Origin of the sequence: Symbiobacterium terraclitae (assembly GCF_017874315.1) — a bacterium.
GTDB classification, from domain to species: Bacteria; Bacillota; Sulfobacillia; order Symbiobacteriales; family Symbiobacteriaceae; genus Symbiobacterium; species Symbiobacterium terraclitae.
On record NZ_JAGGLG010000035.1, the window covers coordinates 1 to 22636 of the forward strand.

24 protein-coding genes are annotated in these 22636 nt (G+C 68.3%); 22 read left to right on the forward strand and 2 right to left on the reverse strand.

Going from position 1 to position 22636, the window contains the following annotated elements:
* Positions 1 to 216 precede the first annotated feature (216 nt).
* Positions 217 to 2736, reverse strand: a complete 2520-nt coding sequence (locus tag J2Z79_RS15765; protein WP_209467861.1) for a penicillin acylase family protein — start codon at positions 2734 to 2736, stop codon at positions 217 to 219.
* A gap of 265 nt (positions 2737 to 3001) precedes the next feature.
* Positions 3002 to 5449 (reverse strand): penicillin acylase family protein, encoded by a 2448-nt coding sequence (locus J2Z79_RS15770; protein WP_209467862.1) that lies wholly within the window; start codon positions 5447 to 5449, stop codon positions 3002 to 3004.
* Between the two features lie 221 nt (positions 5450 to 5670).
* On the opposite strand from J2Z79_RS15770, the gene rpmE reads away from it, so the two are divergent.
* The 22 genes from rpmE to J2Z79_RS15880 all read left to right on the forward strand — a co-directional run bounded on the left by rpmE (position 5671) and on the right by J2Z79_RS15880 (position 22599).
* On the forward strand, positions 5671 to 5871 hold the full coding sequence (rpmE, locus tag J2Z79_RS15775; RefSeq protein WP_209467863.1) for a 50S ribosomal protein L31: 201 nt from the start codon (positions 5671 to 5673) through the stop codon (positions 5869 to 5871).
* 87 nt (positions 5872 to 5958) lie between these two features.
* Positions 5959 to 6831 carry a DUF1385 domain-containing protein gene (locus J2Z79_RS15780; protein ID WP_209467864.1) on the forward strand — a complete coding sequence of 291 codons (873 nt, stop codon included), beginning with the start codon at positions 5959 to 5961 and terminating at the stop codon, positions 6829 to 6831.
* An 88-nt stretch (positions 6832 to 6919) separates the two neighbouring features.
* Positions 6920 to 7990 (forward strand): peptide chain release factor 1, encoded by a 1071-nt coding sequence (prfA, locus tag J2Z79_RS15785; RefSeq protein WP_209467906.1) that lies wholly within the window; start codon positions 6920 to 6922, stop codon positions 7988 to 7990.
* A gap of 6 nt (positions 7991 to 7996) precedes the next feature.
* On the forward strand, positions 7997 to 8890 hold the full coding sequence (prmC, locus tag J2Z79_RS15790) for a peptide chain release factor N(5)-glutamine methyltransferase (RefSeq protein ID WP_209467865.1): 894 nt from the start codon (positions 7997 to 7999) through the stop codon (positions 8888 to 8890).
* Between the two features lie 193 nt (positions 8891 to 9083).
* Entirely contained in the window at positions 9084 to 10148 is a 1065-nt protein-coding gene (locus J2Z79_RS15795; protein WP_209467866.1) for an L-threonylcarbamoyladenylate synthase, read from the forward strand.
* Entirely contained in the window at positions 10145 to 10615 is a 471-nt protein-coding gene (locus tag J2Z79_RS15800; RefSeq protein WP_209467867.1) for a low molecular weight protein arginine phosphatase, read from the forward strand. Before J2Z79_RS15795 ends, J2Z79_RS15800 begins: the two co-directional genes overlap by 4 nt.
* On the forward strand, positions 10612 to 11061 hold the full coding sequence (rpiB, locus tag J2Z79_RS15805; protein WP_209467868.1) for a ribose 5-phosphate isomerase B: 450 nt from the start codon (positions 10612 to 10614) through the stop codon (positions 11059 to 11061). The genes J2Z79_RS15800 and rpiB overlap by 4 nt, the downstream gene beginning before the upstream one ends.
* 88 nt (positions 11062 to 11149) lie before the next feature.
* Positions 11150 to 11683 carry a TIGR01440 family protein gene (locus tag J2Z79_RS15810; protein ID WP_209467907.1) on the forward strand — a complete coding sequence of 178 codons (534 nt, stop codon included), beginning with the start codon at positions 11150 to 11152 and terminating at the stop codon, positions 11681 to 11683.
* Positions 11684 to 11696: 13 nt separating this feature from the next.
* Positions 11697 to 12326 (forward strand): uracil phosphoribosyltransferase, encoded by a 630-nt coding sequence (gene upp / locus J2Z79_RS15815; protein WP_209467869.1) that lies wholly within the window; start codon positions 11697 to 11699, stop codon positions 12324 to 12326.
* A 25-nt stretch (positions 12327 to 12351) separates the two neighbouring features.
* Complete coding sequence (locus tag J2Z79_RS15820; RefSeq protein ID WP_209467870.1) at positions 12352 to 12786, forward strand: deoxycytidylate deaminase; 435 nt, start codon at positions 12352 to 12354, stop codon at positions 12784 to 12786.
* Positions 12787 to 12889: 103 nt separating this feature from the next.
* Positions 12890 to 13945, forward strand: a complete 1056-nt coding sequence (locus J2Z79_RS15825; protein WP_209467871.1) for an MraY family glycosyltransferase — start codon at positions 12890 to 12892, stop codon at positions 13943 to 13945.
* An 80-nt stretch (positions 13946 to 14025) separates the two neighbouring features.
* On the forward strand, positions 14026 to 15189 hold the full coding sequence (wecB, locus tag J2Z79_RS15830; RefSeq protein ID WP_483439827.1) for a non-hydrolyzing UDP-N-acetylglucosamine 2-epimerase: 1164 nt from the start codon (positions 14026 to 14028) through the stop codon (positions 15187 to 15189).
* Positions 15190 to 15394: 205 nt separating this feature from the next.
* The gene (locus J2Z79_RS15835) at positions 15395 to 15661 is read left to right on the forward strand and encodes an AtpZ/AtpI family protein (RefSeq protein WP_342589517.1); all 267 of its coding nucleotides are present in this window, start codon (positions 15395 to 15397) and stop codon (positions 15659 to 15661) included.
* A gap of 23 nt (positions 15662 to 15684) precedes the next feature.
* Complete coding sequence (locus J2Z79_RS15840; RefSeq protein WP_209467872.1) at positions 15685 to 15975, forward strand: hypothetical protein; 291 nt, start codon at positions 15685 to 15687, stop codon at positions 15973 to 15975.
* The gene (locus tag J2Z79_RS15845) at positions 15972 to 16751 is read left to right on the forward strand and encodes a F0F1 ATP synthase subunit A (RefSeq protein WP_209467873.1); all 780 of its coding nucleotides are present in this window, start codon (positions 15972 to 15974) and stop codon (positions 16749 to 16751) included. Before J2Z79_RS15840 ends, J2Z79_RS15845 begins: the two co-directional genes overlap by 4 nt.
* A gap of 148 nt (positions 16752 to 16899) precedes the next feature.
* Positions 16900 to 17133, forward strand: coding sequence for an ATP synthase F0 subunit C (locus J2Z79_RS15850; RefSeq protein ID WP_209467874.1), 234 nt, complete (start codon positions 16900 to 16902; stop codon positions 17131 to 17133).
* Positions 17134 to 17213: 80 nt separating this feature from the next.
* Positions 17214 to 17744: a F0F1 ATP synthase subunit B gene (atpF, locus tag J2Z79_RS15855; protein WP_209467875.1), complete on the forward strand. Its 531-nt coding sequence runs from the start codon at positions 17214 to 17216 to the stop codon at positions 17742 to 17744.
* On the forward strand, positions 17744 to 18304 hold the full coding sequence (locus J2Z79_RS15860; RefSeq protein ID WP_209467876.1) for a F0F1 ATP synthase subunit delta: 561 nt from the start codon (positions 17744 to 17746) through the stop codon (positions 18302 to 18304). Before atpF ends, J2Z79_RS15860 begins: the two co-directional genes overlap by 1 nt.
* Before the next feature lie 7 nt (positions 18305 to 18311).
* Positions 18312 to 19841, forward strand: a complete 1530-nt coding sequence (gene atpA, locus J2Z79_RS15865) for a F0F1 ATP synthase subunit alpha (RefSeq protein WP_209467877.1) — start codon at positions 18312 to 18314, stop codon at positions 19839 to 19841.
* 15 nt (positions 19842 to 19856) lie between these two features.
* Entirely contained in the window at positions 19857 to 20723 is an 867-nt protein-coding gene (atpG, locus tag J2Z79_RS15870) for an ATP synthase F1 subunit gamma (RefSeq protein WP_209467878.1), read from the forward strand.
* A 33-nt stretch (positions 20724 to 20756) separates the two neighbouring features.
* On the forward strand, positions 20757 to 22175 hold the full coding sequence (gene atpD / locus J2Z79_RS15875) for a F0F1 ATP synthase subunit beta (RefSeq protein ID WP_209467879.1): 1419 nt from the start codon (positions 20757 to 20759) through the stop codon (positions 22173 to 22175).
* Position 22176: 1 nt separating this feature from the next.
* Positions 22177 to 22599, forward strand: coding sequence for a F0F1 ATP synthase subunit epsilon (locus J2Z79_RS15880; RefSeq protein ID WP_209467880.1), 423 nt, complete (start codon positions 22177 to 22179; stop codon positions 22597 to 22599).
* Positions 22600 to 22636: the final 37 nt, after the last annotated feature.

Consider the following 22636-nt stretch of genomic DNA (forward strand, 5'->3'; position numbering starts at 1 on the left):
TGTAGGGCTACGACCGGCGGAAGCCGGATGCGGGAAAACTGCACGTCCGGTTTGACGAGGGGGCGTTGGCCGAAAGGCCAGCCCCTACTCTATTCTGACTGCCGGCAGCAGCCGCAGGGCGCGGTCCTGCGCTGCAGTCCGAAAGGCTGCTTGCCGGCGGGTGCCAACCGCGGGGCCTGCCGTGCAGCCCGAGGACTTACTCCCCAACTGGACTGCTTACTGCCCGTCCGGCACCAGCCGAAGGGCACGGCCTGCGGTGTAGCCCGTGAAGTCCCGGCGCAGGAGATCGCCGCGCTGGTGCAGGGGCGACTGGTCGTCGTAGTGCGGGCTCAGGAAGTGGCCGGACTGCCCGGGGGTGACGATGGACCAGCTGTTGCCCGTCGGGTCCGCCAGGTCCACCACCTGCCGCCAGGGGGCGAACGTCCGTACCATGCCGTCGGCGCCGAAGGACATGGCCCCGACGGTGACGCCGCTGCCGCCGATGGGATAGCGCGTCGGGTTGAAGAGCCAGCCGAGGGGGGCCGCGGCGGAACCCACGGGATGGGGTGGCTGCAGCCGGTGGTACCGGCCCCAGGCCCACCTGGACGGATCCCTGCCCTGCAGCGCGACCGCCCGGTCGACCGCCGCCAGGAACGACTCCACCGCGAGCCGCTCAAGCCCGCCCGCGGCCTCGATCCAGCCGTTGGGACGCCCCTCGGCGGCCGCCAGCAGGGCCAGGTCGGTCACGTTCCCCTTGTCGGCCATGCGCTTGTAGAGCGCCTCGCCCATCAGCGGCTGGTAGAGCCGCCGCGTCAGCTCGTCCCACCAGAGGTGGAAGACGAGAGGGGCGCCCTGGTCCGCGCTGTCCACGTGGTCCCAGGCCTTCAGCAGCGCCAGGGCTGACCGGGCCGGCTCCCCCAGGTCGGCCTGCTCCACCGCGGGCAGCAGCACCGGGAGCAGCGTGCGGGCGTGCAGGTTGGTGTAGTCCACCTGCATGGCCCGCATGTGGTCCGTGGTGAGGTCGCCCCTCGCGGCCTCGATCATCTCGACGATGCGCATCGCGCGGTAGGGCTGTGCCCACGAGTAGGTGAGGAAGTAGGGATAGGCGTCGTCGATGACCTTGTTGTTCGCCGTGACGATGTAGCCCTCGGGGGGATTGACGGCCTCGGGCATCTGTTCGAAGGGGACGAAGCCGGTCCACTCGTACTCGTCCGTCCAGCCCGGTACGGGCAGCAGGCCGTCGCCCTGCCGGCGGATGGGCACCAGGCCGCCGGTTCGGTAGGCGATGGTGCCCTCGACGTCGGCGAAGACGAAGTTCTGGGTGGGCACGTGGAAGGAGCGCAGGGCGTCCCGGAACTCCTCCCAGTTGCGGGCCTTGAGGAAGAGCAGCACGGCCTCGAGCTCAGGCGTGCCCATGTGGGCGGTCCACTTCAGGGCCAGGGCCTCCTCCGGCCGGTTGTCGGCGTCGCCTGCCACCTCCGAGATGATCGGCCCGTGACGGGTCACCACCACCTCGAAGGGGACCGGATCCTGGCCCTTCACCGGGATCAGCTCCCGGTAGACCTGCGCGTCCTCCCAGCGGCCCATGTACTCGAACTGGTAGGGGTTGTCGGGGTTGCGTCTTTCGATGTAGAGATCCTGCACGTCGGGGTTGGTATTGGTGACGCCCCAGGCGATGCGGTCGTTCTGGCCGATGACGATGCCCGGCGCCCCGGGGAACATGACGCCGTAGGCGTTGATCTGCCCCGGAATCACCAGGTGCTGCTCGTACCAGATCGACGGGGTGCGGGCGCCGAGATGGGGGTCGTTGGCCAGCAGCGGCTTGCCGGTGCGGGTGAGCTCACCCGAGATGACCCAGTTGTTGGAGCCCCGCCCCTCGTCGGGGGCGCGCAGCAGGGCCAGCAGCCCGCTGAGGTCCAGGCTGCTGCCGGCAACGCTGGTCCGCTCGCCGGCGGCCACGGAGCCGGGCGCGGCTTCCCGATCGACAACGGCCATGGCACGCGGCGTGGCTTCCTGATCATCAGCGGCGCTACCGGCGCGATAGCGGATCATCGTGATGCCGTCGGCCGGGTAGGCGGGCATCAGCTGGTCGGCCAGTTCCGCGCCGACCGTGTTGCGCAGCTGCAGCCGGTAGACCTCCGCCTCGAAGTTGCCGCCCAGGTCATAGGCCATGATCTTGCCGATGAGGGCCGAATCGACCGGCGTCCAGGGCTCAGGCACGTACCCCAGCAGCGTGAACTCCACGGGCAAGCGCTTGTGCGCAATCGCCTCCTCGATGTAGGCGTTCACGCCTTTCGCGTAGGCCTCCAGCAGCTCGGTGGCCCAGGGGCTGTACGCCCTGACCGAGGCCTCGGCCGCCCGCTTCAGGTTGAGCGCCCGGAAGAACTTGTCCGTTTCCAGCTGGCTCGGCCCGATCACCTCGGCGAGGCGACCGGCGGCGGCACGCCGGGTCAGGTCGAGCTGGAAGAGCCGGTCCTGGGCCACCACGTAGCCCTGTGCCATGTAGAGGTCGTGCTCGTTCTCGGCCACGATGTGCGGAACGCCCCACTCGTCCCGGTAGACCGTGACCGGCGCCCGGAGTCCGGGCAGCGCCAGTTCGCCGCTGGTGCGGGGCAGGCTCCGCCGGGCGTATGCGTACCCACCGGCCAGACCCAGCAGCAGGACGACCACCAGGCCCAGTGCAGCGTAGCTCAGCCAGCGTGCCAGCCGCCTCTTCCCCTTCTGTGTCTGGCGCTGCCTACGCGTTGTGACAGCCATGGCTCAACCCCCACGTAGAAAATGATGGAGAACTTATTCGGCGGTCTTTTCTGATCTACCTTTCAAGTGCGGCGGATCGGGGTTCTGCTGACCAGTCGCCAGGGGGCAAGACTGTTCAAACGGACACTCGACACATCGGCGGCCAATCCCCGGCTCCGTGCGTCCGACTTAGATAGCAAGGATTTGAGCCACCCCGGTCACCCGAGGTGGCTCAAATCCTTGTCGTTTACCTCTTGCCCGGGTGGCCTATCCACCTGAGCCAGTGCTACGCCGGCGGGGGCAGCATGCGAAACTCGGCACTGCCGCTCCCCGCCTGCGCCCGAGTCAGTTCGCCCCGCAACCACGGGACGATGCGGTCGGCGAAGGACGGGTCCAGGGGGTGCCCGGCCGCGCCGGGGGCCAGGATGGCTGCTGAGGCGCCCAAGCCACTCAGGTCGTCGATGCGCCGGTAGGTGGTGGCGGTGCGGACGACGCCCGGGTCGGCCGGCGCGGGTCCGCTGCGGTTGATCGAAGACGGGCCGCCGCTCAGCGGGAAGGGACCGAGGTCGGCCAGGTGGCGCAGCGCGGGCACGGCCTGACCCAGGCTGTGCCGGAACCGGACCTGGTGCTCGCGGCCCCAGGACCAGGACTCGGGCCGGCGCCCCTGGCGCGCGGCCAGGTAGGCAACCGTCCGCCGGAACGCCTGCAGGGCGAGGCGCGGGAGGCCGAGCTCTCCCTCCAGTGACAGCCAGGGGTTCTCCTCGCCGGAGAGGGTGCGCAGCAGCAGCCGCTCCGCGGCCTCCAGTCCGGTGCGGGTTGCGGCGAACTGGTTGAACAGGGTGAGCCCCATGCGGGGGCGGAAGACGTCCTCCAGCAGGGCGAAGTACCAGCGCTCCCAGAGGCAGGCTGCGCCGGAGCCCACCGGCTCGTCCCGGTCCCAGTCCGAGAGCAGCAGCAGCGCCTGCTTCTCCAGCTGCGACAGGCTCTCGGCGTACACGCCCTGGCGCAGGCCCTCCTGCAGCGCCTGGAGCATCGGCTGCAGCAGGGTGGCGGCCTGCACGCTCACCGTGTCGACCGACAGCGGCGCGAGCCGCTCGGCATCCCAGTCGGACCGGGCCTCCAGCCACCCGCGGGCCCTGTCCGCGACACCGGCTGGCTGGCCGGCGACGACGACGCCATCGGGCGGATTCACCACTTCCCTGAGCTCAGGGCCGGTCTCAATCCGGGCGATCGTGCCGTCGATGCCGGCGTACACGGCGGCCAGTCCGGGAGCCGTCCACCCGGCCAGGGCCGCGCGGAACTCGGCATAGGAGCGGGCCCGGTTGATGCCCAGCAGCGCGGCTGCCTCCGCCGCGGGCTGAAGCACCGGGGACTGGAGCACCAGCCTCCCGGACGGGCCGGCGGCCAGGACAGGTCCCGCTGCACCGAACTCGATGGTGTGGGGGACGGGGAGGCCCTGTCCCCGCACCCGGATGAACATCTCCAACCGCTGCGGTTCCGGAGTCCCGGCGGACGTCTCAGCTGTGGACGGCTCCGCAGCACCTGCGCACACGGCAGGAGCGGATTGTGCCACGCTCCCGTGCACCGGCGAAGCGGTCGACACCTGAGCGGCAGTCGGGACCATCGAGCTGCCAGACGTCTGAACGGCGGTCGGTGGCGTACCCCCTGCGACCCCTTGAGGATCGGCCGGCTCTAAAGCCAGCACAGCGGCGCCGGAACCCGCCGGCGCGAACCCCCAGGCGAAGTGGCGGGACCGGCCCGCGAGGAGGCCGGGAAGCCCGGCGAGGGCGACGCCCTCCAGGCGGGCGCCTTCTGGACCCGAGAGGACGAGCGGGTGGAGCGGGGAGGGAGCGCGTGGCGCCGTCTCCAGCGCGCAGCCGGCGATGGGGAAGCCCGAGGCCGTGCGCTCGCCGGAGACAGCCCAGGCGAGGCCGCCGGCGATGGTCTGCGGGGCGTGCGCGGCCAGCTCGCAGAGGTCGGCCAGTTCGGGCAGCCCGGACGCGTCGGCCGCTCCGATGCCAGCACCGACGCCAGCATCTTGACTCGCACCCCGGTCGGGGCCGGCGAACAGGGCCGCCGCGGCGGCCGGCCCCGCCACCCGGGCGACTTGCAGGCGCACCAGCTCGTCCGCCAGGGGCAGGGTGAGCTCGAAGGCCAGGAGCTTGGCGACGGCCAGGGAGTCCACGGCCCGCCACGGGTCCGGTACGATGCGCGCGAGGGCGAACTCCGGGGGCAGGTGCCCCTCGGCGATGAAGGCGTTCACGCCGTCTGCATAGGCCTCGAGGCAGGCGCGGACGTCGGCCGGGCAGTCGGCCAGGGCGCGCTCGGCCAGCCGCTGCAGGCCGAGGGTGCGCATGAGCCGGTCGCGCTCCAGGAGCGCCTCCCCGCGGATCTCGGCCAGGCGGCCTGCTGCCGTGCGGCGTGCGACCTCCATCTGCCACAGCCGCTCCCGGGCCGCCAGGTATCCCTGGGCCAGGAAGAGGTCGTGCCAGTTCTCGGCGGTGACATGCGGCGTTCCGTGCTCGTCGTGCCCGAGCGACACCGGCCCGCCGAGCGCGGTGAGGCGGATGGTCCCCCGCTTCCGCGGACGGCTCAGCTGCAGGAAGGCGAAGGCGGCGACGATCGCCAGCCCCAGGAGCAGGGCGAGGGCGATCAGGGCCGCGGCGCGGGTCGCCAGCGCCAGGGCGAGGACGAGGATCTGGAGGGCGCCGGCGTATGCAAAGAGACGGAGCAAGGGTTCACCTCCGCACCATCGCAAAGTGCTGGAGTAGGGTTTGCTAGCCTCCCTCCATTCTCCTGCAATGGCCGTTGCCACCGACATTTCGCGCGTGTTATAATGCGATGGTGCGACTCCGTCTTCGTAGACCGGCGCCCTGAAAGCAGCCGCAACTGCTCAACCAGGTCGCCTGGTAACGGCGCCGGGTTCGAAGCGACAGAAAGGGAGTTTGGGAAAGAATGAAGCCTGGCATTCATCCGAAGGTCGAGAAGACCACGATTACCTGCGGCTGCGGCGCTACCTACGAGGTGCTGTCCACCAAGAAGAACATCCGTGTGGAAATCTGCGCCAACTGCCATCCGTTCTACACGGGCAGCCGGGTTGCGCGCGTGGAGGCCGGCTCCCGGATCGACCGGTTCAAGAAGAAGTACGGCCGGTAACCCAGAGAAGGGTTCGAAGAAAGCAGAGCCAGCGCGCTCTGCTTTCTTCATCAATTTGCTTGGAAGACCGAGAGGGGAGGGATGGGCATGAGCGTACAGCGGGGGGTCTATGGCGGACAGGCCGTGATCGAGGGGGTCATGATGCGCGGTCCCAAGTGGATGGCCATCGCCGTCCGCCGTCCGGACGGCGAGATCGCGATCCACCGGGAAGAGATCAGGTCCGTCATGCAGCGGTACCCGGTCCTGCGGCTGCCGCTGCTGCGCGGCGTGGTGACCATGGTCGAGGCGCTGTCCTACGGCATCAGCGCGCTCATGTTCTCGGCCAACCAGGCGATGCCGGACGAGGAGCAGCTCAGCAAGGGCGAGATGACCGTGACCACGGCCGTGGGCTTCATCGTGGCCATCGGCCTCTTCGTGGTCGTGCCCACCCTGCTGACCAACTACGTGAAGGCGCTCTCGGCAAGCCCGCTGCTGACCCACCTCGTCGAGGGCGGGCTGCGGCTGGCGCTCTTCATCGGATACCTCCTGGCCATCTCGATGATGAAGGACATCCAGCGGGTCTTCCAGTACCACGGGGCCGAGCACAAGGTGATCAACACCTACGAGGCCGGCGACGAGCTTACGGTGGAGAACGCACGGCGCCACTCGCGCGAGCACAAGCGCTGCGGCACCAGCTTTCTCCTCTACGTTGTGGTCATCTCCATCGTGATCTTCTCGCTGGTCAACGTGGACAACGTGTGGCTGCGCATCCTCCTGCGGTTCGCGATGCTGCCGGTGGTGGCCGGCGTGGCCTACGAGTTCATCCGCCTGGCCGGCCGGACCGACAACGCGCTGGTGAACGCCCTGAGCCGTCCCGGCATGTGGCTGCAGGGCCTGACCACCCGCGAGCCCGATGACAGCCAGCTGGAGGTGGCCATCGCCTCCTTCGAGACCGCCCGGGGCCACGGCCTTCCGGGTTAGCGCCGCTTTGTACGGGGCACGGGCCTGCCCGCGCCCCTTTTCCATGCCCAGAATCCCCGCAGGTGAGGTGAAACCCATGGATGCCCGAATGAAGGAGAAGCTGGAGGGTGTCGTTCAGCGGTACGAGGACCTGACCTACAAGCTGGGCGATCCGTCGGTCATCAACAACACGTCCGAGTACCAGCAGGTGGCGCGCGAGCACAACCGGCTGGGCCCGGTGGTGGAGAAGTTCCGGGCGTACCAGAAGGCCGAACAGGAACTGAACGACGTGCTGGAGATGCTGGAGGGTCCGCTGGATCCCGAGGAGCGCGCCCTCTTCAACCAGGAACTGAAGGACCTCAAGGATCGGCTGGAGCAGCTCAACGAGGAGCTGCGCATCCTGCTCCTGCCCCGGGACCCCAACGACGACAAGAACGTGATCATGGAGATCCGCGCCGGGGCCGGCGGCGACGAGGCCTCGCTCTTCGCCGCGGAACTCTTCCGCATGTACACCCGCCTGGCCGAGCGGCACAAGTGGAAGACCGAAGTGCTCTCGATCAGCGAGAACGAGGCCGGCGGCGTGAAGGAGGTGCTCTTCCAGATCAACGCAGAGGGCGCCTACTCCCGCCTGAAGTACGAGGGCGGGGTCCACCGGGTGCAGCGGGTGCCGGTCACCGAGTCGCAGGGGCGCATCCACACCTCCACCGTCACCGTGGCGGTGATGCCGGAGGCCGAGGAGATCGACATCGAGATCAAGCCCGAGGACCTGAAGATCGAGGTCCAGCGGGCGGGCGGCGCCGGCGGACAGCACGTCAACAAGACCGAGTCCGCGGTGCGCATGACCCACCTGCCCACCGGCATCGTGGTCTACTGCGCCGACGAGCGGTCGCAGATCCAGAACCGGGAAAAGGCCATGCGGGTGCTGCGCTCCCGGGTGTACGACTACTACAGCCAGCAGGCCCGGAGCGCCGAGGAGGAGCGCCGTCGGGCCCAGGTGGGCACCGGCGAGCGGTCGGAGAAGATCCGTACCTACAACTTCCCTCAGGACCGGGTGACGGACCACCGCATCGGCCTCACGGTGCACAACATCACGTCCATCATGGACGGCGAGATCGACCACATCATCGACGCCCTGGCCCAGCACGAGCAGGCCGCCCGGTTGCAGGGCGCGGAGGCGTAGTCAGCCGTGGCCGGCGGGTGGGATGGCACTGTCGGCGAACTGCTCGCCGAGGCGAGGGCGCGGCTCGCGGCGGCCGGCGTCGACGGCTCCGACCGGGAGGCCGCCTGGCTGCTCGCCCACGTGCTGGGCTGTACGGCCGGAGCGCTGGCCGCCCGCCGGGCGGAGGCGCTCCCCCCGGCGGCGGCTGCGGCGTTCGGTGCGCTGGTTGCCCGCCGCGCCGCCCGGGAGCCGCTGCAGTACATCCTCGGCACCGAGGAGTTCATGGGGCTGACCTTCCAGGTGAGCCCCGCCGTGCTGATCCCGAGGCAGGACACGGCCGTGCTGGTGGAACAGGCGGTGGCTTGGCTGACCAGGGCGGCGGAGGCGGGGCGGGAACCGGTGCTGGTGGCCGATGTGGGCACCGGCAGCGGCGCGATTGCCGTGGCGGTCGCCCGCCTGCTTCCCCGCGCCCGGGTGGTGGCGGTGGATGTGAGCGCGGCGGCCCTGGCCGTCGCGGCGGAGAACGCCCGCCTCAACGGCGTGGCGGACCGGGTGGAGTTCCGGCAGGGCGACCTCTTGGCGCCGCTGCGCGCCGAGTCCGGGGCGGTGCGGTTCGCTGCGATCCTTTGCAATCCGCCTTACATCGGGGAGGCGGAGATCCCCGGACTGATGCCCGAGGTGCGGGACTGGGAGCCGCGCATCGCCCTCTCGCCTGGCGCCGACGCCCTGGCGTTCTACCGCCGCCTTGCGCGGGAGGCGCCATCGCTCCTGCGGCCCGGCGGATTCCTGGCCGTCGAGGTGGGCGCGGGCCAGGCCCAGGCGGTGGCCGGGCTGTTCCAGGCGGCCGGGTTCGAGGGGATTGCGGTCTACCCGGATTCCGCCGGCGTGGACCGGGCCGTTTTCGGGAGCGTCGCACCGTGAGGCGGCGCTCGTTTCGTTTGCCCACGAACGGACCGTTCCGGCCGCGCAGACCACAACTTCCCATGAGGATCTTACCGGTCGACCTCGCATCCTAACTTTGCGATCGCGCGCATAGGAACCGGGCAGGAAATGGCACGGTTGGCCCCGAAATTTAGCGAGATGCTAGGGCAACCGATCGGGGGGAGGGCAAATCGTGGAGCGGACGGTAGCAGGAACGCGGGTGCTGCAGGTGGACGCGGTGAAACCGGAACCGGCGGCCATCGCTGAGGCTGCTGCGATCCTGCGCGCGGGCGACGTGGTCGCGTTCCCCACGGAGACCGTCTACGGGCTCGGGGCCAGCGCGCTGGACGGAGAGGCCGTGGCGCGCATCTACGCGGCCAAGGGCCGGCCTTCCGACAACCCGCTGATCGTGCACATCGCCGATCGGGCGCAGCTGGAGGGGCTGGTGTCCGAGGTGCCGGCCGTGGCTGAACGGCTGATGGACCTCTACTGGCCCGGTCCGCTGACGCTGGTGATGCGGCGGGGTCCCGCGGTGGCCCCGGAGGTGACCTGCGGCCTCGACACGGTGGGCGTGCGCATGCCCGACCATCCCGTGGCCCTGGCCCTGGTGCGGGCGGCCGGCGTGCCGATTGCGGCGCCCAGCGCCAACCGGTCGGGGCGGCCGAGCCCCACCGCGGCCGAGCACGTCCTCGAGGACCTGGCGGGCCGCATCCCGGTGGTGCTCGACGCCGGTGAGACCGGCGTGGGCGTGGAGTCCACCGTGCTGGACGTGACCGTCGACCCGCCTGTGCTGCTGAGGCCCGGCGGCGTGACGCTGGAGGAGCTGGAGGCGGCCGTCGGCCCCGTGGAGGTCGCCCCGGCCGTGCGCGGCGAGGATCCCGGTGAGCGCCCGCGCTCGCCGGGCATGAAGTACAAGCACTACGCGCCCCGTGCCCCCCTCATCCTGGTGGACGGCCCGGTGATGCAGATGCAGGACAAGATCCGCGACCTCGCCATGGAGTACCTGGAGGAGGGGAAGCGGGTGGGTATCCTGTGCAGCGCCGAGAGCCGCGGGGTGTACGTGGCCCCTGTGATCCTGGAGTACGGCGCCCGGGCCGACCTGGGCGGGGTGGCCAGCGACCTGTTCGCCGCCCTGCGCGCCTTTGACCGGCACGGGGTTGACGTGATTCTCGCCGAGGGCGTGCCCACGACGGGCATCGGCCTAGCCATCATGAACCGCCTGCGTCAGGCGGCCGGCGGGCGGGTGATCCAGGTATGAGGGTGCAGCGGGTGCTGCTGGTCTGCTCGGGCAACACCTGCCGCAGCCCCATGGCGGCGGCGCTGCTCAGGGATCTCTGGCAGCGGGAGCAGCCGGGCTGGGAGCTCACCGTCGAGTCGGCCGGCACCGGGGCCTTGCCGGGGCTCCCCGCGACGGACCACGCCGTCGCCGTGATGCAGGAGCGGGGGATCGACCTCTCGGGGCACCGCTCCAGGCCCGTCCTCCGTCTGGACGGCTACGACCTGGTGCTGACGATGACGCGCGCCCACCGGGATGCCCTGCGGTCCCGTTTCCCCGAGGCCGCTGGCCGGGTGTTCACGCTGGGCGAGTACGCCGGAGAGGACGCCGACCTTCCCGACCCCTTCGGCGGCCCGCTGGAGCAGTACCAGCGGACAGCCGCCAGACTGGAAGCGCTGATGCCGTCCGTTGTGGCACGAATTCGCACCGAGGGGAGCAATGCCGGATGAACGTGGCAGTAGCTTGTGACCATGGCGGTCTCGACCTCAAGGAGACCGTCATTTCCGTGCTTGGGTCCCTGGGGCACACGGTGACCGACCTGGGCACGCACGACCGCAGCTCGTGCGACTACCCCGACTACGCGCAGAAGGTGGCGGAGGGCGTGGCCGCCGGGACCTACGAGCGCGGCGTGCTGATCTGCGGCACCGGCCTCGGCATGTCCATCGCCGCCAACAAGGTGGCGGGGGTGCGGGCGGCCCTGTGCAACGAGATCTACTCCGCCCGGATGGCCCGGGCGCACAACGACGCCAACGTCCTCTGCCTGGGAGCCCGCGTGGTCGGCCCGGGCGTGGCCGAGGAGATTGTGCGGGCCTTCTTCACCACCGAGCACGAGGGCGGGCGCCACGCCCGCCGGGTGGAGAAGATCCGCCTCCTGGAGACCCGCGAAGGCAGGTGAGTCTCTCGTGACCGGCGAGTCCTTCAGGGCCGGTGAGCCCGGCCGGGCCGGCGAGCCAGCGGAGGTAGACGACGAGTTCCTGTCCGCGGTGCGGTCCCAGACCAGGGCCGCGGTGGACGAGCTGTTGGCCGTGGCCGGCCTGTCCCCCGGGCAGGTACTGGTCGTGGGCTGCTCCACGAGCGAGATCACGGGGCGCCGCATCGGCAGCGCCGGGAGCGAGGCCGTGGCCGGGGCCGTTCTGGAGCCCCTGTGGGAGGCCGCGCAGGAGGCGGGCATCTACCTGGCCTGCCAGTGCTGCGAGCACCTGAACCGGGCGCTGGTGGTGCCCGCGGCCGCCGCCGAGCGGTACGGCTGGGAGCGGGTGTCCGTGGTGCCCGTACCGAAGGCGGGCGGGGCGTTCGCCGCCCGGGCGATGCGCCGGCTGCCGGAGGCGGTGGTGGTGGAGGAGATCGCCGCACATGCCGGTCTGGACATCGGTCTGACGATGATCGGCATGCACCTGCGCCATGTGGCGGTGCCGGTGAGGCTGCAGACCGCCATGATCGGTCAGGCGCGGGTGGTGGCTGCCCGCACGCGTCCGAAGCTGATCGGCGGGGCGCGTGCGGTGTACGAGATTTCATAAAGGGGAGATGGCCATGTCCAGGGTTGTCGTCATTGACCATCCGCTGATCCAGCACAAGCTCAGCATCATTCGTGACAAGGATACGGGCCCCAAGGAGTTCCGCGAGCTGGTCAATGAGGTGGCCATGCTGATGGCCTACGAGGTGACCCGGGACCTGCCCACCGAGGAGGTGGAGGTGGAGACGCCCGTCGCCAGGGCCAGGTGCCGCCGGCTCGCCGGCGAGAAGATCGGCCTGATCCCCATCCTGCGCGCCGGCCTGGGCATGGTGCAGGGCATCCTGAACCTCTATCCGACGGCCCGGGTCGGCCACATCGGCCTCTATCGCGACCCTGGCACGCTGCAGCCCGTCGAATATTACTGCAAGCTGCCCTCCGACCTGAGCGAGCGCGAGCTGATCGTCGTCGACCCGATGCTGGCCACCGGCGGCTCCGTGGTGGCGGCCCTCGACCTGATCAAGCGCCGGGGCGGTGTGAAGATCAAGCTGCTCTGCCTCATCGCGGCGCCCGAGGGCGTCAAGGCCGTACAGGAGACCCACCCGGATGTGGATATCTACATCGCCGCCCTCGACGAGCGGCTCAACGAGCACGCGTACATCGTGCCGGGCCTCGGCGACGCCGGCGACCGGCTCTTCGGCACCAAGTAGGGCCAGCGAATGCGGGGGGATGCAGATGGCACGGCCCAGCTGGGATGAGTACTTCATGGAGCTGGCCCAGGTGGTGGCCAAGCGCTCCACCTGCAACCGCAGGTCGGTGGGAGCCGTCTTAGTAAGGGACAAGCGGATTCTGACCACCGGGTACAACGGATCGCCCCCCGGGCTGCCCCACTGCACCGATGAGGGCTGCCTCATGGTGGACGGGCATTGCGTGCGGGCGATCCACGCGGAGCAGAACGCGATCATTCAGGGGGCCCTGCACGGCATCGATCTGCGCGGCGCCACCTGCTACGTGACCAGCAGCCCCTGCGTCCACTGCACGAAGATGCTGATCGGCGCCGGGATCAAGCGGATCGTCTATCTCGAGAGCTACAGCGAGCAGATCGGCTTCGAGATGGCCCGGCAGGCGGGCGTGGTCATGGAGCGGTTCCAGCCTTCCAATGATTCCTGAGCTTTACAGCCTGTCCCTTCGCGCTTAGAATAACAAAAGCCGGAGTCAGGCATTATGTCGCTCAGGGCGGTGCTGCGGAGCCCTGTTTAGGAGATGGGTCAAGATGTTGGAAAAGGCAGGCCTCGTCTTCGGGCTGGCACTGGTGGCATCGCTGGTGCTGACGCCGCTTGCACGCAGGCTGGCACTGCGCGCAGGCATCGTGGCGCCGGTGGTGAGTCGGAGCGTCCACACGGAGCCGAAGCCGTTCCTGGGCGGCCTCGCGATGTACGTGGCGTTCGCCGCCGCGATGGCCGCGGGCGGAGGCCTGAGAGACCCGCAGGTGGTCGGCATCCTGGTCTGTGGCGGTCTGATCATGCTGCTCGGCGTCTGGGACGACCGCCGGCCCTTGCGGCCGAAGGTCAAGTTCCTGGGCCAGTTGCTGATCGCCGCGCTGCTGGTCTACTTCCCGGCGTGGCAGGTCCAGGTGCAGGGCATCTACAGCCCGCTCGGCGACCGGTGGGTCTCGTTCGGGCTGCTGGCCGGGCCGCTGACGATCATCTGGATCGTCTCGTTCATCAACGTGATGAACTTCATCGACGGCCTTGACGGCCTGGCAGCCGGCATCTCCACCATCGCGGCGCTCACGCTGCTGGTGGTCTCGCTGCAGCAGTCCCTCCCGGCGGCGATCCTGCTCTCGGCGGCGCTGGCCGGCGCGGCCATCGGGTTCCTGCGGTACAACTTCAACCCGGCCAAGATCTTCATGGGCGACGCCGGATCGATGTTCCTGGGCCTCACCCTGGCAGCCATCTCGGTGAGCGGCGTGATGAAGAGCGCCCTGGCGGTCTCGGTGCTGGTGCCGGTGCTCGCGCTGGCGGTGCCCATCTTCGACACGGCCTTCGCCATCGTGCGGCGGCTGGCCGGTGGACGCTCCATCGGCCAGGCCGACAAGGACCACCTGCACCACCGCCTGCTCAGACTCGGGCTCTCGCACCGCAACACGGTGCTGGTGATGTGGGCCGTGTCGGCGGCCCTGGGCTTCTCCGCCGTGGCGGTGACGGAGGTCAACTTCGCCGGAGCGATGATCATCGTCGGGCTGGTGCTGGCGGTCGCTTTCGGCGCCGCCCGCCGCCTGGGGCTGCTGGAGGTCTCCCATACGAAGGAGAAGCATTCCGGCCGGTGATCGGGGGAAGAACAGGAGGGTGAGAGGGCCGCCTCTTACCCTCCTTTTCGCTTCATCATACATTCCGAGGAGGAAACGCAGTGGCTGTACGCCGCAAGGTGATGGCGATCTTCGGCTCCCGGCCGGAAGGCATCAAGATGGCGCCGGTGGTCCAGGAGCTGCGCCGCCACCCCGACTGGTTCGAGACGCTGGTGGTCTCCACCGGCCAGCACCGGGAGCAGCTGGACCAGGTCTTCGAGGCCTTCGGCCTCCGCGCGGACCACGACCTGGCCATCATGCAGCCGCGTCAGACGCTGACCGACATCATGGTGCGCGCCCTCTCGGGTCTGGACGCCCTGCTGACGGCGGAGCGTCCCGACCTCGTGCTGGTGCACGGCGACACCAGCACCACGGCGGCCGGCGCACTGGCGGCCTTCTACCACAAGATCCCCGTGGGGCACGTGGAGGCGGGGCTGCGCACCTTTGACAAGTACAACCCGTACCCCGAGGAGATCAACCGGCGCATGGCCGGGATCATCGCCGACATCCAGTTCGCCCCTACGCCCCGGGCCCGGGAGCACCTCATCTCGGAGCGCGTCGACCCCGGGACGATCTTCGTCACCGGGCAGACGGGCGTGGACGCGGCGCTGACGGTGCTGCGCCAGCCGCACGAGTTCAGCGTGCCGGCCCTCCGGGAGATCGACTTCGACCGGCACCGGGTGGTGGTGATGACCGCCCACCGGCGGGAGAACCTGGGCGAGCCCATGCGCAACATGTTCCGGGCGATCCGCGACCTGGTGGAGCGGTTCCCCGACGTGCTGCTGGTCTACGCTGTCCACCTCAACCCTGCCGTCCGGGAGCTGGCCTGGCCGATCCTCGGCGGTCACCCCCGCATCCTGCTGCTGGACCCGCTGCCGTACCCCGACATGATCCACCTGGCGGCCAGGTCGTACATGGCGATGACCGACTCGGGCGGCATTCAGGAGGAGACACCGTCGCTGGGGGTACCGCACGTGCTGATGCGGGAGACCACCGAGCGGCCTGAGGCGCTGGAAGCCGGCGTGATCCTCCTCTCGGGCACCAGCTACGAGGGCGTCTATTCGGCCGGCGAGCGCCTGCTGACCGACGGGGAGCTGCACCGGAGGATGGCGCGCGCTCAGAACCCCTTCGGCGACGGGCAGGCGAGCAGGCGCATCGCCGAGTACCTCGGCTGGCGGTTCGGCTTCCTGCCGGAGATGCCGGCTCCGTTTGACCCCCGCGCGTAGACCTCGGGTGAACTCTCGGGAGGAAAAGGCGGAAGACAAGACGAAAGAACTAGACCGTATGCCCGAGTGTTATCGCAGGCCTAACCACTTGGAATACTTGAATCTAAGGCACCACGGCTCATTTTTCCTTGTGTTTTAGAGAGTCCTTTTGTATAATCCGCCTTGGGGATTTCACCGGATACCGGTTGAGGAGGTAACGCAGAGGGTGTCACGCAGAACCCGCCGGTCACCCTACCTCCTGGTCGCGGTCGATTTCGGCTACACCCTGCTGGCTTCCCTGATCATCTTCGGGGGCCTGGGGTGGTGGCTGGACGGCCGTGCGAACACCACTCCCCTGTTCCTGACCGCCGGCATCCTCCTCGGGCTGGCCGTGGCGTTCAACGGCCTCCTGCGGCGGCTCAGGGTAATCGAGCGCGCCGAGAAGGCGGAGCGAGACCGGGACGAGCAACCGCCGACCCAAAGCCAGCCCTGACCCCGTGAAGGGGGCGGCTCGTCGTGGCAGCGGACATACTACTGGGTATCCTGGTGGGCGCAGCCTGGGGCTGCCTCACGAATGCGATCCTGTTCCGCAAGATGGAAAACAACCGGGCCGCGGGTATCGAACCTCTGCGCGGTATTGGTCTTGTTTTTTTTGTACGGTACCTGTTGGATGCGGCTGCGCTGGTCATCCTATACCTGGTGACCCGCAGCGCCCCGGCCCTGGTGGCGGCGGCGGTGTCCATCACGGTGGCCGTGAAGGTTTCGCTCTTCACCGTTTTCCTGCGGAAGGGGGGGAAACTTGAGTGACGACGTTCCTGTTCAGCCTCGCAGCTGCAGAGGGGGAGCGGGAGTTCCACATTCACCAGCCATTCGGGGTTTTTTTCAAGGACACGCTGTTTGAAATCAACAACATGGTCATCACGCAGTGGGTGATCATCGCCGTTCTCGTTGCCCTGGCGGTGGTGATCAACCGGGCGGTGATCAACGGCCGCTTCACCCGGCTGCGCGGGTCGATGGAACTGCTGCTGGACTTCCTCGAGGGATGGTTCTCCTCCTTCATCGGCAGTCGCCAGTACGCCCGGCAGTATATGCCCCTGCTGGGTACGCTCTTCCTGTTCATCCTCTTCTCGAACTACCTTGGCGTTCTGCCGACCGTCGGTTATGGCCTCTTCGCCCCGACCGGGCGCTGGGGCACCACGTTGGGCCTGGGTATCGTGGTGGCCATCGCCGTGCAGGTGATCGCCATTAAGAACCTCGGCGGCATGGGCTGGGTGAAGCACCTGCTGCACCTGGGGCCGCTGTCGATCCTTGAGGAGTTCGTACATCCCTTCTCGCTGTCGCTCCGTCTCTTCGGCAACATCTTCGGCGAGGAGACGCTGCTGGCCGTCATCATCTTCCTGGCCCCGATGATCGCGCCGATTCCCATCATGCTGCTCAGCCTGATCTTCGGCGCCATCCAGGCCGTTGTGTTCACGACGCTTACCGCGATCTACATCGGCGCCGTGCTCGAATCGCACGGTGCGCACGGTCACGGCCACGCCCACGAGGGCGAGGCTGAGCACCACCCGGCCCCCGCACACTAGGGCCCCGTTAACGCAGGTATTAGCTTTCCTCCCCCTCTAGGGAAGGCGCTCCCTTCCTTTACCCCTGGGAGGATTGACTAAGAGGGCGCTCGTCGCCCGCAGCTTGGAGAAATATCTCTCTAACTCGTGAAGGAGGGGAACCCGCACCATGACTGCAGTCGCATGGATCGCTCTGGCTGCCGCGCTCGCCATCTCGGTTGCCGCCATCGGCGCGACCATGGCTCAGGGCAAGGCCACCGCCGCCGCTATGGACGCCATCTGGCGTCAGCCCGAGGCCGCCAACGACGTTCGTGGCGCCCTGATCGTGTCCCTGGCCCTTATGGAGGCCATCGCGATTTACGGCCTGCTGATCGGCCTGCTGATCATCTTCATCCTCGGCTAAAAGGGTTTAAGGCTCGAAGGGGGGCGACCCGGGGCTAGTCACCTCTGGTCGCCCCTTACTAGAGAGGGGGGGAACTCTTTTTGGACTTCTTCTTGTTCACGCTCGCAGCCGAGGAAGGCGGTATCAACATCTTCCCCGAGCCCAACGAGCTGATCTGGACCATCATCAACTTCGCCATCCTGCTGTGGCTGATGTACAAGTTCCTCTACAAGCCTCTGCTGGGCGCCATTCAGGCCCGCGAGGATGAGATTAACAACAACCTGAAGAAGGCCGCCGAGGACCGGGCCGAGGCGGAGCGCCTGCGCAAGGAGTTCGAGGCGCAGATCGCCAACGCGCAGCGCGAGGCCCAGGAGATCCTGAACAAGGCCGTGAAGAACGCGACCGCCGCCAAGGAGCAGATTGAGGCCGACGCTCGGGCCAGGGCGTCGGAGCTGCTCGAACAGGCCACCCAGACCATCGAGCGGGAGAAGGCCAAGGCCCTGGCGGAGCTGCGGCTTGAGGTCGCCAATCTGGCCGTGGCGGTCGCCGGCAAGGTGATCGAGCGCAACCTCGACACCGAGGAGCAGCGGCGGCTGGCTGACAGCTTCGTGGCAGAGGTGGCGAAGCACTAATGCTGAACCAGGCCGTATCCCGGCGCTACGCTCAAGCCCTCTTCGAACTGGCCCAGGAGAAGGGGCTGCTCGACCAGGTCAGCCGTGAGCTTGAGCTGGTGCTTCAGATGATCGAGGCAGACGGCTACCTGCGGGCATTCATCAACGACGCGGTGATCTCGCCCGCCCAGAAGCGCGAGGTCTTGGGCCGCGTGCTGGAGGGCAAGGTCTCCCCGCTGGTGCTGCACTTCCTCTACGTCGTGGTGCAGAAGCGGCGCGAGACCTATCTGCCCGGGATCTACCGCGCATTTCAGGACCTGGCCAACGAGGCCCTCGGGGTCGTGGAGGTCGAGGTCCGTTCTGCCGTTCCCCTCGCGGAGGAGACGGCGCGCAACCTTGAAGCCAAACTCGTAGCCCGTCTCGGGAAGCGGGTGAAGTTCAGGACCCAGGTCGCCCCCGAACTGATCGGCGGCCTGGTCGTGCGGGTCGGCGACACGCTGATGGACGGCTCCGTCCGCACCCGCCTGCGCCGCATGCGTGAGCGGCTGATCAGTTCGCAAAGCAAGGTCATTGAGGGGTGAGACGGGGATGAGCATTCGGCCTGAGGAGATCTCCTCAATTCTGAAGCAGGAGATTGAGCGTTTCTCCAACGAGATTGAAACCTCCAACGTCGGCCGGGTCATCCAGGTCGGCGACGGCATCGCCCGCATCTGGGGCCTGGAGTCCTGCATGGCCTCCGAGCTGCTGGAGTTCCCCAACGGGGTCATGGGCATGGCCTTCAACCTGGAGGAGGACAACATCGGTTGCGTCATCCTGGGCCCCGACGAGGACATCAAGGAGGGCATGGAGGTCCGGCGGACCGGCCGTGTCGTCGAGGTGCCCGTCGGCAAGGCCCTGATCGGCCGCGTCGTCAACGCCCTGGGTCAGCCGCTGGACGGCAAGGGCCCCATCGAGACCGACACCTACCTGCCCGTCGAGCGGAAGGCGCCGGGCGTCATCACGCGTAAGTCGGTGCACGAGCCGCTGCAGACCGGCCTGAAGGCCATCGACTCCATGACGCCCATCGGCCGCGGCCAGCGCGAGCTGATTATCGGCGACCGCGGCACCGGCAAGACGGCCATCGCGATCGACACGATCATCAACCAGAAGGGGCAGAACTGCATCTGCATCTACGTCGGCATCGGCCAGAAGGCTTCCACCATCGCCGGCGTGGTGCACCGGCTGCAGGAGACCGGCGCCATGGAGTACTCCATCGTCGTCTCGGCGACGGCCTCCGATCCCGCCCCGCTCCAGTTCCTCGCGCCGTACGCGGGCTGCGCCATGGGCGAGTACTTCCGCGACAACGGCATGCACGCCCTCATCATCTACGACGACCTCTCCAAGCACGCCGTCGCCTACCGCGAGATGTCGCTGCTGATGCGGCGTCCGCCCGGCCGTGAGGCGTACCCCGGCGACGTCTTCTACCTGCACTCCCGCCTGCTGGAGCGGGCCGCCAAGATGAGCGACGAGTACGGTGCCGGCTCGCTGACCGCCCTGCCGATCATCGAGACCCAGGCGGGCGACGTGTCGGCCTACATCCCGACGAACGTCATCTCCATCACCGACGGGCAGATCTTCCTGGATTCCGACCTGTTCTACGCCGGCGTCCGCCCGGCCATCAACGTCGGTATCTCGGTCTCCCGCGTCGGCGGCGCCGCCCAGATCGACTCGATGAAGCGGGTCTCCGGTACCCTGAAGCTCGACCTCGCCCAGTACCGCGAGCTGGCGGCCTTCGCCCAGTTCGGCTCCGACCTGGACAAGGCGACGCAGGCCCGCATCATCCGCGGCCAGCGCACCACCGAGATCCTGAAGCAGCCGCAGTACCATCCGCTGCCGGTGGAGCTGCAGGTGCTCTCGATCTTCGCCGCCTCCAACGGTTTCCTCGACGACCTGGAGCTGGAGAAGGTGCAGCAGTTCGAGCAGGATCTGCACACCTACTTCAAGGCCAACCACGCCGACCTGCTCGCCAAGATCCCGGTGAGCAAGTGGAAGGACATCGAGCCCGAGGTGCGGGCCGCCGTGGAGGCCTTCAAGCAGGGTTACGGCCAGCGCGCCGCCGCCAACGCCGCCAACCAGTAAGGGTGGTGACGAGAGTTGGCTGAGAACAAGAAGGCTGTCCTCCGGCGGATCAAGGCCGTCAAGTCGACGCAGCAGATCACCAAGGCGATGAAGATGGTGGACGCGGCCAAGCTGCGCCGGGCGCAGGAGAAGGTGCTGGCGGCACGCCCGTACGCCCGGGAGCTGGCCAAGACCCTGGGCCGCCTGGTGGCGGCAGGGGCGGGGGCCAACCACCCGTTGCTCGCCCGTCAGCCCGAGGGCGCACCCACCGTGGCCTACGTCGTGATCACCGCCGACCGCGGTCTGGCCGGTTCCTTCAACATCAACGTCATCCGGAAGGCGCACCAGGCCATCCAGGCCGAGAGCCGCCCGGTGAAGCTGATCTGCATTGGCCGCAAGGGCCGCGACTACTTCGTGAAGCGCAAGATCCAGCCGGTCATGGAGTGGGTCGGCCTGGGGGACAACATGACGTTCGCCCTGGCGCGCAGCATCGTCACGAAGCTGGTCGACCTCTACCTCTCCGGCGAGGTGGACGAGGTGCGGCTGGTCTACACCGAGTTCATCAACGCCGTCTCGCAGCGGCCCGTGGAGGCGCAGCTCCTGCCGGTCCAGCCGGCGAAGGGCGCGGAGGCCCACGGCCAGGCGGAGTACATCTACGAGCCCTCCCCCGAGGAGGTGCTCAACACCCTGGTGCCCCGGTTCGCCGAGACGATCTTCTACCAGGCGCTGCTGGAGTCCAAGGCGTCCGAGCACGGCGCCCGCATGACGGCGATGGGCAACGCCACGGACAACGCCGAGGAGATGATCGCCAAGCTGACGCTGGCGTACAACCGGGCCCGTCAGGCCGCGATCACCAGAGAGATTTCCGAGATTGTGGGCGGCGCCAACGCCCTGAAGGGCTAAGCCCGGCTTCCTAGACGAGGAGGGAGACCTGCAGTGAGCGAACCGATTGGCAAGATCCTCGCAATCATGGGCGCCGTCGTTGACGTGGAGTTCCCTGACGGCCATCTGCCCAAGCTGAATCACGCCCTCGTGATCCGGAACGGTGGGGAGCGGGGTGACATCAACCTCACCCTGGAGGTCGCGCAGCACCTCGGCAACAACCAGGTGCGCTGCATCGCCATGGACTCCACCGACGGCCTGCGGCGCGGCGAGCCCGTCATTGATACCCAGGCGCCCATCACCGTGCCCGTGGGTGAGGCCGTGCTGGGCCGCATGTTCAACGTCCTGGGCGAGGTCATCGACGGCAAGGAGCCGGTCAAGAGCCCCGTCTCGCTCCCGATCCACCGGGAGCCTCCGGGCGTGGCCAACGTCGACCCCGCCACCGAGATCCTGCCCACCGGCATCAAGGTCATCGACCTGCTCTGCCCGTACGCCCGCGGCGGCAAGATCGGCCTGTTCGGCGGCGCCGGTGTGGGCAAGACGGTTATGATCCAGGAGCTCATTCACAACATCGCCTACAAGTTCGGTGGCTACTCGATCTTCGCCGGCGTGGGCGAGCGCACCCGTGAGGGCAACGACCTCTACCATGAGATGATCGAGGCCGGCGTCATCGACAAGGTGGCGATGGTCTTCGGCCAGATGAACGAGCCGCCCGGCGCCCGTATGCGCGTGGCGCTGACCGGCCTGACGATGGCCGAGTACTTCCGCGACGAGCAGGGCCTCGACGTGCTGCTCTTCATCGACAACATCTTCCGCTTCACGCAGGCCGGTTCCGAGGTGTCCGCGCTTCTGGGCCGCATGCCCTCCGCAGTGGGTTACCAGCCGACGCTGGCCACCGAGATGGGCTACCTGCAGGAGCGCATCACCTCCACCAAGAAGGGCTCCATCACCTCGGTGCAGGCGATCTACGTGCCGGCCGACGACCTGACCGACCCGGCCCCGGCCACCACCTTCGCCCACCTCGACGCGCAGACGGTTCTCTCCCGCGCCGTGTTCGAGAAGGCGATCTTCCCGGCCGTGGACCCGCTCGACTCCAGCTCCCGGATCCTCGACCCCAATATCGTCGGCCGGGAGCACTACGAGGTGGCCCGCGGCGTGCAGAAGGTGCTGCAGCGCTACAAGGAACTGCAGGACATCATCGCCATCCTCGGTATGGATGAGCTCTCCGATGAGGATAAGCTCATCGTGGCCCGGGCCCGCAAGATCGAGCGCTTCCTGTCGCAGCCGATGTTCGTGGCCGAGAAGTTCACCAACCTCCCAGGCCAGTTCGTGGACATCAAGGACACGGTCAAGGGCTTCAAGGAGATTCTCGAGGGCAAGCACGACGATCTGCCCGAGCAGGCCTTCTACATGGTCGGCACGATCGAGCAGGCGGTGGAGAAGGGTAAGAAGCTGCTGGCCGAGGTGAGCTAGAATGGCCGCAGACATGACGATCACCATCATCACCCCCGAGCACACGGTGCTCAAGAACGTCCCCGCCGACGCGGTGGTCGTTCCGGTGGTGGATGGGTCGATGGGTATCCTGAAGAACCACGCGCCCATGGTGGCCAACCTGCGCATCGGCGTCCTCCGTTACAAGGACGGCGGCGGCGCCTTCAAGCGGGTGGCCGTCACCGGAGGCTTCGTCGAGGTCTCCGACAACAAGATCACCGTCCTGGCCGACGCGGCCGAGGAGGCCGAGTCCATCGACGTGATGCGCGCCCGTGAGGCGAAGCGGCGCGCCGAGGCGCGGCTGCGCGACCGCAAGGCCAGCATCGACCGGACCCGGGCAGAGGCCGCCCTGCGCAGGGCGATCGCCCGCCTGCGGGCCGCCGGCGTGCTGGAGGACGAGAAGTAGGCGCAGATGGACAACACCCCAGCCTGTTCACGGGCTG